Annotated in this window: 17 protein-coding genes; 4 read left to right on the forward strand and 13 right to left on the reverse strand. The window is 38.0% G+C overall.

Annotation, left to right across the window (positions count from 1 at the left end):
* Window positions 1-48: 48 nt before the first annotated feature.
* The 11 genes from ribB to H4O18_RS08895 all read right to left on the reverse strand — a co-directional run bounded on the left by ribB (window position 49) and on the right by H4O18_RS08895 (window position 11,327).
* Window positions 49-1,191, reverse strand: a complete 1,143-nt coding sequence (gene ribB / locus H4O18_RS08845; protein WP_187583610.1) for a 3,4-dihydroxy-2-butanone-4-phosphate synthase — start codon at window positions 1,189-1,191, stop codon at window positions 49-51.
* Window positions 1,188-2,603, reverse strand: coding sequence for an LptF/LptG family permease (locus H4O18_RS08850; protein ID WP_246474153.1), 1,416 nt, complete (start codon window positions 2,601-2,603; stop codon window positions 1,188-1,190). The genes ribB and H4O18_RS08850 overlap by 4 nt, the downstream gene beginning before the upstream one ends.
* Before the next feature lie 73 nt (window positions 2,604-2,676).
* On the reverse strand, window positions 2,677-3,321 hold the full coding sequence (gene lolA1, locus H4O18_RS08855; RefSeq protein WP_187583614.1) for an outer membrane lipoprotein periplasmic chaperone LolA1: 645 nt from the start codon (window positions 3,319-3,321) through the stop codon (window positions 2,677-2,679).
* Window positions 3,322-3,351: 30 nt separating this feature from the next.
* A complete protein-coding gene (locus tag H4O18_RS08860) occupies window positions 3,352-5,730 on the reverse strand; it encodes an FtsK/SpoIIIE family DNA translocase (protein WP_187583623.1) in 2,379 nt (792 codons plus the stop codon).
* Window positions 5,731-5,858: 128 nt separating this feature from the next.
* Window positions 5,859-6,224: a diacylglycerol kinase gene (locus tag H4O18_RS08865; protein ID WP_187583625.1), complete on the reverse strand. Its 366-nt coding sequence runs from the start codon at window positions 6,222-6,224 to the stop codon at window positions 5,859-5,861.
* Window positions 6,217-6,723, reverse strand: a complete 507-nt coding sequence (tpx, locus tag H4O18_RS08870; RefSeq protein ID WP_187583627.1) for a thiol peroxidase — start codon at window positions 6,721-6,723, stop codon at window positions 6,217-6,219. The genes H4O18_RS08865 and tpx overlap by 8 nt, the downstream gene beginning before the upstream one ends.
* Before the next feature lie 188 nt (window positions 6,724-6,911).
* Window positions 6,912-7,169: a DUF6952 family protein gene (locus H4O18_RS08875; RefSeq protein WP_187583629.1), complete on the reverse strand. Its 258-nt coding sequence runs from the start codon at window positions 7,167-7,169 to the stop codon at window positions 6,912-6,914.
* Window positions 7,150-7,464, reverse strand: coding sequence for a thioredoxin family protein (locus tag H4O18_RS08880; protein ID WP_187583631.1), 315 nt, complete (start codon window positions 7,462-7,464; stop codon window positions 7,150-7,152). The genes H4O18_RS08875 and H4O18_RS08880 overlap by 20 nt, the downstream gene beginning before the upstream one ends.
* 74 nt (window positions 7,465-7,538) lie before the next feature.
* Window positions 7,539-8,183, reverse strand: coding sequence for a peroxiredoxin (locus H4O18_RS08885; RefSeq protein ID WP_187583633.1), 645 nt, complete (start codon window positions 8,181-8,183; stop codon window positions 7,539-7,541).
* A gap of 386 nt (window positions 8,184-8,569) precedes the next feature.
* The gene (gene nhaC / locus H4O18_RS08890; RefSeq protein ID WP_187583635.1) at window positions 8,570-10,045 is read right to left on the reverse strand and encodes a Na+/H+ antiporter NhaC; all 1,476 of its coding nucleotides are present in this window, start codon (window positions 10,043-10,045) and stop codon (window positions 8,570-8,572) included.
* A gap of 61 nt (window positions 10,046-10,106) precedes the next feature.
* Window positions 10,107-11,327, reverse strand: a complete 1,221-nt coding sequence (locus tag H4O18_RS08895; protein ID WP_187583638.1) for an aminotransferase class I/II-fold pyridoxal phosphate-dependent enzyme — start codon at window positions 11,325-11,327, stop codon at window positions 10,107-10,109.
* A 156-nt stretch (window positions 11,328-11,483) separates the two neighbouring features.
* Between H4O18_RS08895 and H4O18_RS08900 the strand changes: the two genes are divergently transcribed.
* Both H4O18_RS08900 and lpdA read left to right on the forward strand, forming a co-directional pair.
* On the forward strand, window positions 11,484-11,942 hold the full coding sequence (locus tag H4O18_RS08900) for an Lrp/AsnC family transcriptional regulator (RefSeq protein ID WP_187583640.1): 459 nt from the start codon (window positions 11,484-11,486) through the stop codon (window positions 11,940-11,942).
* A 116-nt stretch (window positions 11,943-12,058) separates the two neighbouring features.
* Entirely contained in the window at window positions 12,059-13,465 is a 1,407-nt protein-coding gene (gene lpdA, locus H4O18_RS08905; RefSeq protein ID WP_187583642.1) for a dihydrolipoyl dehydrogenase, read from the forward strand.
* Between the two features lie 104 nt (window positions 13,466-13,569).
* On the opposite strand, the gene H4O18_RS08910 is transcribed toward lpdA, so the two are convergent.
* Both H4O18_RS08910 and H4O18_RS08915 read right to left on the reverse strand, forming a co-directional pair.
* Window positions 13,570-13,806, reverse strand: a complete 237-nt coding sequence (locus tag H4O18_RS08910; RefSeq protein WP_187583644.1) for a CDGSH iron-sulfur domain-containing protein — start codon at window positions 13,804-13,806, stop codon at window positions 13,570-13,572.
* 54 nt (window positions 13,807-13,860) lie between these two features.
* Complete coding sequence (locus tag H4O18_RS08915) at window positions 13,861-15,060, reverse strand: heparan-alpha-glucosaminide N-acetyltransferase domain-containing protein (protein WP_187583645.1); 1,200 nt, start codon at window positions 15,058-15,060, stop codon at window positions 13,861-13,863.
* 133 nt (window positions 15,061-15,193) lie between these two features.
* On the opposite strand from H4O18_RS08915, the gene H4O18_RS08920 reads away from it, so the two are divergent.
* Window positions 15,194-15,727: an NADPH-dependent FMN reductase gene (locus tag H4O18_RS08920; RefSeq protein WP_187583648.1), complete on the forward strand. Its 534-nt coding sequence runs from the start codon at window positions 15,194-15,196 to the stop codon at window positions 15,725-15,727.
* 6 nt (window positions 15,728-15,733) lie between these two features.
* On the forward strand, window positions 15,734-17,032 hold the full coding sequence (locus tag H4O18_RS08925) for an anthranilate synthase component I family protein (protein ID WP_187583650.1): 1,299 nt from the start codon (window positions 15,734-15,736) through the stop codon (window positions 17,030-17,032).
* Window positions 17,033-17,046: the final 14 nt, after the last annotated feature.

Here is a 17,046-nt window from a genome sequence, read left to right on the forward strand (position 1 = left end):
AGGAAATTGATCCCTCGGCATTTATTATTTAAGATTTATTCGTTCTTATTAATACGTTACGTATTCTACAATTTCGAGCCCGTAACCCACAATACCCACTCTTTTAGTTTGGGTAGAATTGGACAACAGCCTTATTTTGGCAATATCCAAATCGTGCAAAATTTGTGCGCCTACACCAAAATCCTTAGCATCCATATCCACTTTGGGTGCCTTAAATACGCCTTTCTTTTGTAATTCCTTCAATTCACTCAATCTTCCCAGTAAATTCAATGATTCGGTTTCCTGATTTATAAAAACAAATGCTCCTTTTCCCTCTTCATTGATCGCATTGAACATGTCTTCCAATTTTTTATCGGGGTTGTTCGTCAGCGTACCTAAAATGTCATTGTTTATTAAGGTTGAATTGATTCGGGTAAGGACCTTTTCGTCCTTTTTCCAGGTACCTTTGGTCAATGCTATATGTACTTGATTATTGGTGGTCTGTTGATATGCCCTCAACCTAAATTCCCCAAACCTGGTAACAATATTAAAATCCTCCTTTTTGCGTATAAGACTGTCATGCTCCATACGATAGGCGATCAAGGCCTCTATGGAAACGATTTTGAGGTCAAAAGTTTTGGCTACTTTTACCAATTGAGGCAATCTGGCCATAGAGCCATCTTCATTCATAATTTCTACTATGACTCCAGCTGGTTTTAGTCCGGCTAAACGGGCAAAATCTATAGCGGCCTCTGTATGACCAGTTCTTCTTAACACGCCACCTTCTTTGGCGACAAGCGGAAATATATGCCCAGGCCTTCCAAGGTCATAAGACTTAATATTTTCGTCGGTCAAGGCCTTTACGGTACTTGCACGATCTGCTGCAGAAATGCCAGTAGTTACTCCATAGCCTCTTAAATCTACAGAAACGGTAAATGCAGTTTCCATGGGATCCGTATTATTATGGACCATCATGTGCAGGCCTAATTCCTTACATCTACCTTCAGTAAGTGGAGCGCAGATAAGCCCCCTGCCATGGGTTGCCATAAAATTAATCAATTCGGGGGTGGCCAATTCTGCAGCTGCCAAAAAATCCCCTTCATTTTCCCTATTTTCATCGTCCACTACAATAATAACCTTGCCTTGTCTTATATCCTCAATGGCTTCTTCAATGGTATTTAGTGTAATGGTTTTGCTAACTTTTGTTGTCATGTTGCAGCAATTTTATCTTTCTTTTTAAATATGCCTTTAAAATAATCAAAAATACTTCCAAAGGACATTAAGCCCTTATCGGCCGTTGCTCTCCTAGTTAAAAACACACCTAAAGGTAACATTATAAACGTAGAAAGCCATGCGCCTATAATTGGATTAATATTCCCCTCCTTGGCATAATTACCGGCAAATACACCAATAAAGTAATAGGTAAGGAATAAAACAATGGCGATTACCATTGGCAATCCCAAACCTCCTTTTCTAATTATGGCTCCCAGTGGCGCTCCAACAAAGAACAAAATAATACACGATAAGGCTAAGGCGTATTTTTTATGAAGTGATAAAATATGCAGACGATAAATCTTGTATTTTATTTGAAGTTCATTTTTCTTTCCCTGTATACTTGTAATAATATTGGAAGTGGAACTTTTAGCCGAATTTACTATTTGTGTTTGGTGCCATGAAGGGAAAAGTGCAACAATATCATCGGTAGATAGGGTAGTGCCCAACGAATCCCTTTCCTTCTTTTTCTTGTCAATTGTTATTTGCGATAATGAATCGGGCTTTTTTAAGGGTACGAAGGCCCCCATTCTTCCCACTATATTCTTGGAGAAAGCGGTAACCAATTTTACGTTGTCCTCCTTAAGGGAGTCTATATCCTTGGTTAAGCGCGATATGTTCTTCATCTTATCCGTACTTACATCCCGCTCTTCATCCAAATCCACATCATTTAGATCGGAAAGATCTTTGTTTATGGTGTAGGTTTTAAAATTGGCCTTGGTAAAAGGATTCTTCTTCTTTTCCTTGTTATTCTTAGTGGGCATTTCAGAATAGTAATGTCCATCTTTCAATACCAACTGTAAAATATCCGAATCTTCGCTACTGATAAGTTCACCTGACTTAGCCTTGATTACGGTTGTATTTACTTTTATTTTAGATTTTTCATGGATGATGACATTTTCCAAAAACCGATCATTTTGACCATATTTACGGTCGACCTTCATGTTCATCTCCGTACCTTCCAAATCACTAAAAACCCCTTCAGAAATTATAGCGGCCGGTTTTACCTTGGCTATATTCCTTCTTAGGTTATAAATTTTTTGTTCTGAAATAGGGATAATGTTATTTGCAAAATAAAAGGTAACCCCTCCTAAAAAAGTGACAAAGATAATAAGGGGCAACATTGCCCTTTGCAAGGAAATACCAGAGGCCTTCATGGCTGCAAATTCATAATTCTCGGCAAAGGAACCGAAAGTTAGGATAGAAGAAAGCAACACGGTCAAAGGAATTACCCGTTCCATTAGATTGGGCATAAGGTAAAACAAGAATTTTCCGATTATAAAAATATCCAAGCCCTTACCTGCAAAATCATCAATAAACAGCCAGATCGTTTGAAATACGAAGATAAACATCAGTATCACAAACGAGCTGAAAAAATTAAAAAGGAAGCTCGATAATATATATCGGTCTAGAATTCTCAATGTCCTAATTTCTTATGATGTAGTACCCATCATTTTTATACTTGCTCTCGTCAAAAGTAAATAAGGTTTTGGACAAAGGCTGGTCTATTTTAAAAGAATTAACAGTAATGGTAGTTTTAGTACCGTTCTTACCGGTTTCAATAAGCTTATAGATATGCTTGGTCTCCACATCTATTCCTAATAAAATGGATTTGATTTCGGAATTGGTATCAATTGGTGTCAACTTTACAAACTGAATTTTTCTTCCCTGTATATTTTGTAGAATGTCCCAATCATAATTGTGACCTTGTTTATAAAAGGTAAGCATTTTTGAAGGGGTGATGGTGTTTTCATCATCCAGCTTTTCTTCAATGGTAACTTCTTCATTTTCCGGAACAACGGTATATACTTTTTTACCATCATATAATTGTTTGGAACCTAAATAATTAAATAAATATTTATCTCCCTGCATGGTAACATCTCCCCGTGTCTCGGTATTTATATTGGCCTCTTCATTATTAAGGCTATATTTAAAGTCTACAAAAATATTGTCATAACTTTTTACTTTATTATACACTTCATCCAACAAAGACTTGGCCTTTGCGGAGTTTTGGGCCATAGAGATAGAAGTAGATAATACCAATAATATAATAGATAATTTAAGTTTCATTTGTCTTCTTTTTAAATTTTTAATGTACCTCTATGGGCTTTCATTGCTCAAGAGTTGATCTAAGGCATAAATATCCGCAACCAGAACCTGGCGAGCTTTACTGCCTTCGAACGGACCAACGATACCTGCGGCCTCCAATTGATCTATAATTCTCCCTGCTCTATTGTACCCTAATTTCAACTTTCGTTGTATCAGGGAGGCCGAACCTTGTTGTGCAATAACAATTACCTCTGCCGCATCCCTAAACATGGCATCACGATCAGAGATGTTATAATCAATACTTGTGCCAGAATCGTCGTTCCCAACATATTCCGGAAGTAAATGTGCATCCGGGTAGGCTCTCTGTGAACCTATGAATTCTGTAATCTTGGCAACCTCAGGAGTATCCACAAAAGCACATTGAATTCTGGTAACATCATTGCCCTGTGTAAACAGCATATCCCCGCGTCCTATTAATTGATCGGCGCCCTGGGCATCCAAAATGGTTCTTGAATCTATTTTTGAAGTAACCCTAAAAGCTATCCTCGCCGGGAAGTTGGCTTTTATGATACCTGTAATTACGTTAACAGAAGGTCTTTGGGTGGCAATAATCAAATGGATACCAATTGCCCTAGCCAATTGTGCCAACCTCGCAATTGGTGTTTCCACTTCCTTACCTGCGGTCATAATTAAATCGGCAAACTCATCAATAACCAATACAATATAAGGAAGGAACATGTGCCCGTCATTGGGGTTTAATTTCCTCGCCTTAAACTTGGCATTATACTCCTTAATATTCCTCACCATGGCCACCTTCAACAACTCGTAACGGTTGTCCATTTCAATACAAAGTGAATTTAGGGTATTTATCACCTTATTATTGTCGGTAATTATGGCTTCCTCCGAATCTGGCAATTTGGCCAAATAATGCCTTTCTATTTTGTTGAATAGGGTAAGCTCTACTTTCTTGGGATCTATTAGTACAAACTTAACTTCCGCAGGGTGCTTTTTATAGAGCAGGGAGGTCAATACGGCATTTAATCCAACAGATTTACCCTGTCCAGTGGCTCCTGCCATTAACAAGTGTGGCATTTTTGCCAAATCTACCACAAAAGTTTCGTTGCTAATGGTCTTACCAAAGGCAATGGGCAATTGCATTTCCGCTTTTTGAAATTTGCTGGATGCTATTACGGAACGCATAGAAACAATAGTAGCGTTTTTATTCGGGACTTCGATACCAATGGTGCCCTTGCCCGGAATAGGAGCGATTATACGTATGCCAAGCGCTGCAAGGGACAAGGCAATATCGTCCTCCAAGTTTTTTATTTTGGAAATTCGCACCCCTGCGTCGGGAACAATTTCATATAGGGTAACTGTAGGCCCTATGGTAGCCTTAATTTGGGCAATGCCAATTTTATAATTCTTTAAGGTCTCAACAATTTTATTCTTGTTTTCTTCGAGCTCCTCCTGATTTATGGTTATTCCACCCGTAGCCCCATGCTGATCCAAAAGATCCAAAGGAGGGAATTTATAATTGCCCAATTCCAAGGTAGGATCAAATTCTCCAAAATCTTCCACAAGTTTATCCGAAATATTATCGGACTCCTCTTGTTCCACCTTGATTTTTTCTACCTCCATGGAAATAGTCTCCTCCACGGGCCCCACTTTTACTTCAAATTCCTCGTCTTCGCCTTCTTTTTCCAAAGGAGGAATATCTTTTTTGTGGGTATAAGTATCTATTACGATAGGGGTTTCTACCTTTTCCTCCGTATATAAAATATCGTTCTCCCTGTCGTTATCCGCTATAGGAGCTTTACCATTCTTAAATTCCGAAGCCAAAGATTTTCCCTTTGTGTTTATATAAGCTACAGCCTTGTCAGGGGAAAATTGAAACAATCTTACCAAAATTACGATCAAGCCGAAAAGCAATAACAGAAAGACCCCGACTTTGCCAGCATAATCTTGAAGAAAATCGTTCATTTCATACCCAACCATACCGCCTAACAGTGGTTTTGCTGAGGCAAAAAAGCCTAGTGCAATAGAGAACCAGATGATAAATACCAATCCCCATATCCATTTTCTAAGCAGCCCTTGTTTTTGCATACTTAAAAACATGTACAGCCCAGTGGTAAAAAGTAGAAAAGTAAATATGATAGAAGAAATACCAAATCCTTTATAAAGGACAAAATGACTTACGTTAGCTCCAAATTTATTCAACAAATTTCTTGCTTGTTCATTCCTGTTTGCAAATTCGGAGAGCAAGCTTTGATCATCCTGCCATGTAAAATAGAAGGATACAAAAGAAAAGAACAGGGCTATACTTAAAAGCATTAGCAACCCTCCAAAAATAATTTTGTTCTGTTGCGATAATTTTAAGGAAAAGCCTTTTTTATTGGGTGTTGACTTTGGTTTTCTTACCTTTTTTGCCATTAAATCTTCAATTCTGGAGGCTAAATTACAAATTTACTTATGAACTCATCGGAACTTTTCCCTTGGATATATCATTTTAAGAAAACTACGTCTAAAGCCGATATATTAATAGGTACTACTAATGGTTATCAAAAAAGCTTTGGAATGTATATGATAAGGCCAATAATGGAAGCGGCAATAGACACAAACATAACGGCACCCGCAGAAATATCTTTTATAAATCCAATTTTTTCATCGTATTCGGGTTGGATAAAATCAGCTATTTTCTCAATGGCCGTATTTAAGCCTTCAATACCTAGAACCAATCCAATGGCCATAATTTGAAGTATCCATTCCGTGTTGGAAATTTCAAAATAAAATCCCGCGGCTGTCATCACCAGAGTTATAAAAACCTGTATCTTGATACTGGATTCTGTCCTTATCAAGAGTAGGGCTCCCCTAAAAGCGAAACCCACACTCTTTATACGATTCACCAAGAAGCTTTCCTTAGGCATCCATCAATACTTCTAGGGCCGCATCATAATTGGGCTCATCCACGGTTTCTGCAACCTGTTCCGTATAAATTACTTTTCCTTCTTCATCAACAACTACTACAGATCTGGAATGCAAGGATTTAAGAGGTCCATCAATAAATTCAACACCAAAAGCTTTTCCGAAGTTACCGTCCCTAAAATCGGACAACATTTCTACATTATCCAATCCTTCTGCACCACAGAAACGATTCTGGGCAAATGGAAGGTCCTTGGAAATACATAAAACCTTGGTGTTTACCAATTCTGCCGCTTTCTCATTAAATTGTCTAACAGATTGTGCACAAGTACCCGTATCTACACTAGGAAAAATATTCAATACTATTTTTTTTCCCTTATAATCGGAAAAAGTACTGGTTGATAAATCTTTTTTGGTCAACGAAAAGCTAGGTGCCTCACTACCTTTAGAAGGGAGTGTACCTATTGTATTTATTGGATTTCCTTTAAGTGTTACAGTAGCCATGTTTATCTTTTTAAATTTTGCGTGAAAATAAAAAATATATGATTGATATGTTAGGAATAATGGATAAAAAAGTAGGAGGACAAAAAAGCTAGTCGATAAGATAAATAAAACAAAAATCCCTCTAACCAATGAGTTACACAGAGGGTTAGAGGGATTTACCGCAATTGGTTTGATGGATTCCCTTACATCTATTTGTCAATAGAACCAACGACCCTTTGCATAAATTCGTTTAAAGCCTCCTTCTGGGGCTTTCCTTCCTTAATAGATTTTTGAACCTCCAAGGCTCCATATAAATTGGAGATCAATTCGCCAATAACATCCAGTTCCTCATCTTTTAATGAAGAAACTTCGGTTATGGATTCCAAGGTTTCTATGGTTTCCAACACATAGTCCTCATCATTTTCCGCGATGAAGCCGGCTAGGTGCTTAATTACTGGTAATTTCACTTATCAATTCTTTTAAAACGTCATATTTATTAGTCTGAACCTGATTCTTAAATTCACCATCGCTAAATATGGCGAAAGTTGGAAGATTGTCCACATTGGCCAATTTTCTGGATTCAGGGAACTTTTCTGCATCCGCAAGAACAAATGTAATATCCTCATTTGCAGACGCTTCTTTTTTAAACTTGGGCTTCATTATTCTACAATTGCCACACCAAGTAGCTGAATATTGAACCACTACATTTTTATTTTGATCAATAATCTCCTTAAGATTATCATTTTCCAATTCAAGCAGCATAATTTCTTATTTTAATTTATAAAAAAGGAGCCAATTTTATTTAACAATTGACTCCTTATATTTATGTCTTGAGCCTAGTTTGCGTGTGCAGACAAATAATTGGCAACACCATTCCTGTCAGCAGTCATTGCATCTTTACCCTCTTCCCAGTTGGCAGGACAAACTTCTCCTTTTTGCTGAACGTGGGTATAGGCATCGATCAAACGTAAATACTCATTTACATTTCTACCCAATGGCATATGATTAATTCCTTCGTGGAAAACAGTACCTTCTTCATCAATTAAATAAGTAGCACGGTAAGTTACATTGTCACCATCTACCATGATAACACCTGTTTCCTCATTGTACTGCTCATTGGTAATGTCCAAAATACCTAAAGTGGAAGCCAAGTTTCTATTGCTGTCCGCAAGTATTGGGTAAGTAACCCCTTCAATTCCACCATTATCCTTAGCCGTACTCAACCAAGCAAAATGAACTTCGGCAGTGTCGCAGGAAGCACCGATAACCAAAGTGTTTCTTTTTTCAAATTCTCCCAAAGCAGCTTGAAAAGCATGCAATTCTGTTGGACAAACAAAAGTAAAGTCTTTTGGATACCAAAACAAAATCACCTTTTTGTTGTTTTTTTGAGCTTCCTCCAAAACATTCAATTTGAAAGTGTCACCCAAATCGTTCATTGCATTCACGCTAAGATTTGGAAATTTTTTACCTACTAAAGTCATATTTATAAATTTTATACTATTAATTTCTGATGTAAAATTACAGCTAAATAAGGCGTATTGCCATATTCTGGATTTAAAAAACTTATTCCAATATAACTATTGTATATACCTATGCCCTTTATGGATTTTACTTGCGAAGTTGTAAAAAATTCAACGTAAAATTTCACGATATAGCAATCATGATGATTAAAAAATATCAAATATGTTTTTTAAAAATGGAGCGAGTTTTAAGAAAAGTCAATTATTGATCTATTACCCATTTTATTAAAAGAGGTTTACTCATTACCTGCCTACAACTAATTTGATGATCGGGCAATTCCTTGAAAAATTTCGGCAGAAATAATCACAAATAATTTTGGAATAATGTCTTGTCCAATGCCCACTGATCAAGCAGCTACCGAAGATGTTCTTAGCTGCCTAATTTTGAGATGTAGTGCTGCGAAAAACAGCGTCATAAAGGGGCTCAACCAATTGAAAATGGCATAAACAAAGTATTCGGCCACACCAACCCCCAATACACTCGATTGGTAAGCTCCACAGGTGTTCCATGGAATTAATACAGACGTCACAGTACCAGAATCTTCCAAAGTCCGACTCAAGTTCTCAGGAGCCAAACCCTTGTCGTGAAAGGCTTTCTTAAACATTTTGCCAGGGATAACAATAGCCAAGTATTGATCACTGGCAATGGCGTTTAACCCAATACAGCTCATCACGGTACTGGCAAATAAACCAAATACGGAAGTTGCAAAGGATAACAAGGATTTGGTAATTCGGGCCAACGCCCCAATGCCGTCCATGATTCCCCCAAATACCATAGCACAGCAAATAAGCAATATGGTCCAAAGCATACCTTGCATTCCACCGGCACTGAAGAGCTCGTTCAACTTTTCGTTTTCGGTTACTATGGCCGTATCAATAAAAATTGCATTGAAAATAGCAGTAACATTGGAATCTGACAGGGTTTTCAATACTTCGGTTTGAAAAAATAGGGCAAACACCCCAGCCAACCCTACACCAGTCCCCAAGGCAATCAGTGGCTTTGTTTTAAGAAGTATGAGCGCTATTACCACTCCTGGCACTATAAATAAATACGGGCTTATATTAAAGGTATTTTTAATAGTGTCCAATAGTGCACTTACATCTGCACTCCCAGAAGTCTCTATATTGAAGCTGATTACCGTAAAAACAACCAAAGTAATCAATATTGTAGGCACGGTAGTAATGGTCATGTACTTTATATGAGTAAACAAGTCAGTCCCTGCCATGGCGGGTGCCAAATTGGTGGTATCGCTTAAAGGGGACATCTTATCCCCAAAATAAGCCCCTGAAATTACCGCTCCGGCAATCATACCGGGGTCAATGCCCAATGCAGTCCCAATACCCACAAGTGCTATACCCACGGTTGCGGATGTAGTCCATGAACTTCCTGTAGCCACGGAGATTATCGCGGCAATTACCACGGAAGCTGGCAAAAAAATGGAGGGATTCAAAACCTTAAGTCCGTAATAGACCATGGCGGGGATAACACCACTAACCAACCAAGTACCCGCCAAGGCTCCTACCAAAAACAATATCATGATTGGGACGAGAACACTTTTTAAATTTTCCAGAACTTCTAGGCCCATAGTTCTTAGGGAGGTTTTATTAAAAAACCCGACAACGGCACTTATTCCACCACCGATTAATAAAATAATCTGATTTGAATATTCCCCGAACCATTCCCCATCGGCAAAGAAAATATTATAGGCCAACATCATCATTAAAAGAACAACTGGGATAAGGGCCTCCCAGATATTTAGTTCCTTATTTTCTACAATATGTTCATTCTCAGGTCCAGCGGGATTAGTGCTAAGGTTTTGCATCTAGTAGCTATTTGTTTCTTCGTAATATTACGATTTTGATATCTGTTCTGCAAACCCAATATTACACCCCTGCCTTAATATTTTTTAAAATTTTCAATTGGACCAAGCAATCTTTCATAGCCCTATAGGTCCTATCAATATGGTCATCCAATCCTATTGAAAACCGAATTAGACCGTTGGATAAGCCCATCTCCAATTGTTCATCCATAGGAATTTCTGAAGAAGTGGAAGTTCCAGGCGCACTAAACAAAGTTTTATAAAAGCCTAAACTAACGGCCAAATATCCCAAATGTTTTTTCTGCATTAATTCCATCAGGGCATTGGCATTATCCAAGGATCCTACATCCAAAGTCATTAATCCCCCAAAGCCATATTCCGGGTTAAATTGTTTTTTCATTACCCCGTGCCCAGCATGCGATTTTAATCCTGGATATACCACCCGCAATCCGTCTTTTTCAAAATTTTGAGCTAAATACAAGGCATTTTCACTATGTTTTTTCATCCTTATATGCAGCGTTCTCATATTCTTTAAAATTGAAGAAGCCCTTAAGCTATCCAATGTACTGCCCAACAACATGCCAGCACCATTATTCACATCCTTTAGGCCCAAACAGAAATCTTTGGTGCCACAAACCACTCCCGCCACACAATCGCTGGTACCATTTATAAACTTAGTTAAACTGTGTATAACAATATCGGCTCCCAATTTGGCAGGAGAAATGGATAAAGGAGAAAAAGTATTGTCCACTACCAAGGGAAGGTTATGCTTTTTGGCCAGTTTGGAAAGAGCCCCTATATCGGCCACTTCCAATAAAGGGTTACTTACTGACTCACAATAGATCATTTTTGTTTTTGGGGTAATGGCCATGGCCACTTCCTCCAATCTTGTAGTGTCCACAAAGGAAGTTGTAATATTGAATTTCTTTAAAAAGTTCTTCATCAGGGCGTAAGTACCACCGTAAATGGTCCTGCTGCTAACAATATGGTCCCCGGCATTGCACAGCTGCAATATCACAGCACTAATAGCTCCCATACCACTGGCGGTTACATTGGCAGTTTCCGTACCCTCCAAAGCGGCCAATGCCTCTCCCAAATAAAGGTTGGAAGGGGAGGAGTGCCTACTATACAAATAGCAGCCTTCCGTATTGCCCTCAAAGGTATCGAACATGGTCTTTGCCGATAAAAACGTATAGGTAGAAGAATCGGATATAGAAGGATTCACCCCTCCATATTCACCAAAATACTGTAAATCCTGTAAATCATCTGATGCCTTAAAATCCATAACAAAATATTTATTTTACTATAAAACTAAGGGTATAATAGTAATAAATCAACCAATTAGAAAAAATGTAGATTATAAATCTACAAATTATATCATATTTAGTTTATTTTTATCCCAAGTAGAGAATTATAGCCAAACCAAAGAAAATATATCACCATGAAGTTTGACGAAATAGATATAAAATTATTGGGATTGCTACAAAATGATAGCAAAAAGACCACTAAGGAATATGCCCTTCAATTAAATTTATCGGTAACGGCCGTATATGAGCGCATAAAAAGACTGGAAAAGCTGGGGGTGGTTACCAAATATGTAGCCTTGGTAGACAAAAAGAAGGTAGACAAGGCCTTTACCGTGCTTTGCCATATTAAACTGGTTCAGCATATAAAGGAGTATGTTCTGCAGTTTGAACGGGAAATACTCAAATTAAATGAGGTAGCCGAATGTTATCACACCAGCGGCGATTACGACTATATCCTCAAAATATACGTGGCCAACATGGAAGAATACAGGGAGTTCATGATCACTAAACTTACCGCCATAAATCATATTGGAAGTACTCAAAGTTCATTTGTAATCAATGAGGTTAAAAGTACCACAGAAGTATTCATTTAATAACATTTGTCCATAAAACGTTCATATCCCAGGGAATATGAATGTTGTCCAACAACAAAACATTTGTATTTTTGTGTTCACAATGATTAAACTAATCTTTTCAATACAATAATAATATGACCCAATACGACGTAGCCATAATAGGCTCAGGTCCCGGTGGATATGTTGCAGCAATCCGTTGTGCCCAGTTAGGAATGAAAACTGCTATAATAGAAAAATATTCAACTTTAGGGGGAACTTGCCTTAACGTAGGTTGCATTCCTTCCAAAGCATTATTGGATTCTTCCCACCATTATGAAGATGCCGTTAAGCATTTTGAAGATCATGGAATTGAAATTCCGGGTGAAATCAAGGTTAACCTTGAAAAAATGATTGCCAGGAAACAATCGGTTGTTGACCAAACTTGTTCAGGGGTCAAGTTCCTAATGGATAAAAATAAAATTGATGTTTATGAGGGCTTGGGAAGTTTTAAGGATGCAACCCATGTCAACATTAAAAAGAACGATGGCAAAACAGAAACCATTGAGGCTAAAAATATAATTATTGCCACGGGCTCCAAGCCATCCACCTTGCCATTTATAAAATTGGACAAGAAGCGTGTCATAACCTCAACGGAAGCTTTAAAACTCAAAGAAATACCCAAACATTTAATAGTTATTGGGGGCGGTGTTATTGGATTGGAATTGGGACAGGTATACAAACGCCTTGGTGCAGAGGTAACGGTCATCGAATATATGGACCGCATTATTCCTGGGATGGATGGAGCACTTTCAAAAGAACTTTTGAAAGTAATGAAGAAGCAAAAGGTGAAATTTAATTTATCACATAAGGTTAAATCTGTAGAGGCCAAAGGCAAAGAAGTAATTGTAAAAGCTGAGGATAAAAAAGGGGAAGAGATAACTTTTACCGGAGACTATTGTTTGGTTTCAGTAGGCAGAAGACCTTTTACGGATGGGCTAAACATTGAAGCTTCCGGAGTAAAAATGGAAAAGAACGGGACCATTGCCGTAAATGAACATTTACAGACCAGTGTATCCAATATTTATGCTATTGGAGATGTGGTAAGGGGTGCCATGCTGGCGCACAAGGCAGAAGAGGAGGGAACATTCGTTGCAGAAATATTAGCCGGACAAAAGCCACATATAGATTACAACCTAATTCCAGGTGTGGTATACACCTGGCCTGAGGTAGCCGCCGTAGGAAAAACAGAAGAAGAACTAAAAGAAGCTGGAGTTGAATATAAAGTAGGTCAGTTTCCTATGCGTGCCTTGGGACGAGCTAGGGCTAGTATGGATTTGGATGGTTTCGTCAAAATATTGGCGGATAAAGAGACCGATGAAGTCTTGGGAGTCCATATGATCGGAGCCAGAATGGCAGATCTTATTGCGGAAGCGGTAACAGCAATGGAATTCAGAGCTTCGGCCGAAGATATTTCCAGAATGAGCCATGCACATCCAACCTTTGCAGAGGCCGTGAAAGAGGCCGCCTTAGCAGCTACTGACAATAGAGCTTTGCATGTTTAAATAATTGAACAGATTGATAATAATAGCCCCGTTAGATTGTGTCTAACGGGGCTATTATATTATAGTAATTCCCTAAATATTATTTATCAGGATACAAATTGCATTTACAACTTGTGGGTACCATCACAAAATGGTGGATTCTTGGTAAGTTTACAGGTGCACAAATGGGCCTTTTTATCCTCTTCTGCAATAAAGACCAAAGGGGGTGTGGCGTTTTCGGCCTTGTGGGAACCATCACAAAATGGTTGAACACTACTATGGCTACAAGTACACCACTTATATTTTTTATCTTTCTCCAATTCGACCGCTACCGGGGCAAACTTATTATTCGTATCGCTCATTTATATTTTTTGTGCGAAAATAAGGGAAAGCAAATTAGAAAAAAGCGTGTACTACTAATTTTTTACCAATCTAAATAAGCGTATCAACGTCAGCTTGGTTTTTAGGACAAAAGCTTTTAAAAGGGGTTGACCTTCTTCATTCAACCAAGACTCGCCTTTTAGTTGGACTGTCTTGACAGCAGTGGATAATTGCAGTTTTATAAAAACTTTGTTCTTTTCATATTGTAAGGCCAATACCGTAGTTGCTATCATAAAGGCTAAGGCGCCTGGAATTACGATAGAAGGGGAAAGGCTATGGTTTAAGAAGTAATAAAGTCCCAAGCCGGTAAAGCTTCCATACAATATGATATAATGAATCACATAAATGGAGAGAGTACTTTGGCCTATTTTCAGCACTGTACTATTACTCATAAATCTTCTAAATAACATAAATACGGCAAAAACCAAGGATACATCCCCTAATCTTATAAACAGATAGTTATTGAAATAAACCTTCGAAAAAATAAGCATCCCTGTCCAGTTATATAACTTTAAAAAGAAACCTGAGGAATAAAACAAAAGACCGAAGCCAACAAGAGTAAAACTGGCTATGGCTGCCGGATATAAATATTTGAAATTCTTGAACCTGGTAAACAATACCGACATAAAAGCACCTATGGTTGCATACCCAAACCAAGGCATAATTGTAAATACGGATCCATTGGCCTTAGTTAGGTAATTGGCCAATAACTCAGGCAGGTAATGATGGGCGTATTGTTTATAGTTGGGTTCAAATACAAATAAAACCAGGGTGGTTACCAATAACACCCCTGGGAATAGGTATTTATTTCTTGTAATCGTAAGTAGATAAATTCCGATAATACCCAAAATAGAAAGACCAATACAATGCAAAACATCTACCAGATAAAATGAACCGTAAATCTGACCTTTCAATAATCCAAAAAAGTTTAATCTAAGTAAGTAGCCAATAGCCAATAATTGCAAGCCCCTTTTAATCCCTTTTTTTACTCTAGGGTTTTTAAAGCCAATTTCGTCTCCTTTTATTAATAGGTAGGTAAATATAAAACCGGATACAGTAAAGAACACTGGTGCGGTAACGCCCCTGAAATATTTCCATACAGAATATACGCTATTGGAATTATCCCTAAATACATTGTCAAGCAATCCGTCCACAAAATGTCCTTGCAACATCATAAGGATGGCCCATGCCCTCATAGCATCAATAAAATAAAGTCTCAGGTTGTTATTGCCCATAGTAGCTTCGTATACATCCTATATACTTGTATAACAGTGGTTTTGGATGTTTGCGGGTGCAAAATTATACAAATTCCTCGCAATTCAATCTATTTTACGGTATTTTCGTTGTTCAATTATTAAATTATTTCGGATGTCTCGTATTTTGGCCTTTGCAGGGAGCAACTCCAGCACCTCCATTAATTATAAATTGGTAAAATATACTACCTCACTTATTAAGAATCACGATATTAGCCTAATAGATATGGTGGATTATAATTTTCCTGTTTTTAGTGAGGATTTGGAAAGAAATGAAGGGTATTCCGATTTGCTTAAGAGCCTAAAGAACAAGATTGTGAGTGCAGATGGATTGATTATTTCTGTAAACGAACACAATAGTAATCCGTCCGCATATTTTAAGAATGTATTGGATTGGTTATCACGAGTGGACAGGAATTACCTGGCAGACACTAAGATTTTACTCATGTCCTGTTCCGGGGGTAGAAGGGGAGCCATGGGTTCCTTGGAGGTTACCAAAGGAATTTTACCGCGTTTTGGAGGGGAAGTGGTAGCCACCTTTTCATTACCATCCTTTAACCATACCTTTGAAGAGTCAAAGGGTATAACGGACCCTGAACTCGCCTTGGCCCATAAAAACGCTTTGGAAATATTCTTATCACAAATTTAACAATCTTTGCGAAAAAAGGTATCATTTACTGTCTCGGACATTGTAAGTTTTAAGCAATCCTTATTACTCTGGTCACAACAATATTACGAAGTTGTTTGGCTGGACAGCAACGGACATAAAAGCAAATACAGCTCCTTTGATGGAATGCTTGCAGTGGACGCACTAACATCGATTGTGACCGACACCCAAAATGCCTTTGAAGATTTAAGAACATACCAATCCAACGCCAAGGATTGGATTTTTGGATATTTATCCTATGATCTAAAAAATGATACTGAACGCCTTACCTCTGCCAATATTGACGGATTGAATTTTCCGGAATTATACTTTTTTCAACCAAAGAAGATAATAAGGATAGAGGGCCAAGTGGTCACCTTCCATTATTTGAACATGGTGGCAGATGAAATTGAAACGGATTTTGTGTCCATCAATAATCAAAATGATGCACTTACCACTGAATTGGAGGTTGAATCCAACATTCGCATTAAACTAAGAATTTTTAAGGACGACTATTTTAGGCGTGTAAGTAAAATGCTCAACCATATACATAGAGGAGATATTTATGAAGCCAACTTTTGTCAGGAATTTTATGCTGAAAATACGATCATTAATCCATTGAGGACTTATCAAAAGCTAAATTCCATTACCCGTGCACCGTTTTCAACCTTTTTAAAAATCAACGATAAATACCTATTATCCTCTTCTCCCGAACGTTATATTAAAAAAATAAATAACAAGATTATATCGCAACCCATCAAGGGCACTGCAAAGCGTTCCTTGGATATAAACGAAGACAAATTGTTGTTAAAAACCTTGGAGAATGATGCAAAGGAAAGGGCGGAAAATATTATGATCGTGGATTTGGTAAGAAACGATCTTTCCAAAAGTGCCTTAAAAGGAACCGTTGAAGTTGAGGAATTGTGCAAAGTATATTCATTTGATCAAGTGCACCAAATGATCTCCACCATATCCGCAGAAGTTCCCAGCACTGCAAACCCTGTGGATATTATAATGGAGACCTTTCCCATGGGTAGTATGACCGGAGCTCCAAAAGTTTCCGCCATGAGAATAATAGAGGACCTGGAAGCTTCAAAAAGAGGGCTCTATTCGGGCACTGTAGGTTATTTTACCCCTGAAAACGATTTCGATTTTAACGTAGTTATTAGAAGTATTCTGTATAACAATACGGCCCAATATGTTTCTTTTTCCGTTGGGAGCGCCATAACCGCTAAGGCAATTCCTGAAAAGGAGTATGAAGAATGCCTCCTTAAGGCAAAGGCCATGAGGCAGGTGCTTGAAAATTAATAATTCATTTTTGT

The organism is Arenibacter arenosicollis (genome assembly GCF_014397245.1).
GTDB lineage: Bacteria > Bacteroidota > Bacteroidia > Flavobacteriales > Flavobacteriaceae > Arenibacter > Arenibacter arenosicollis.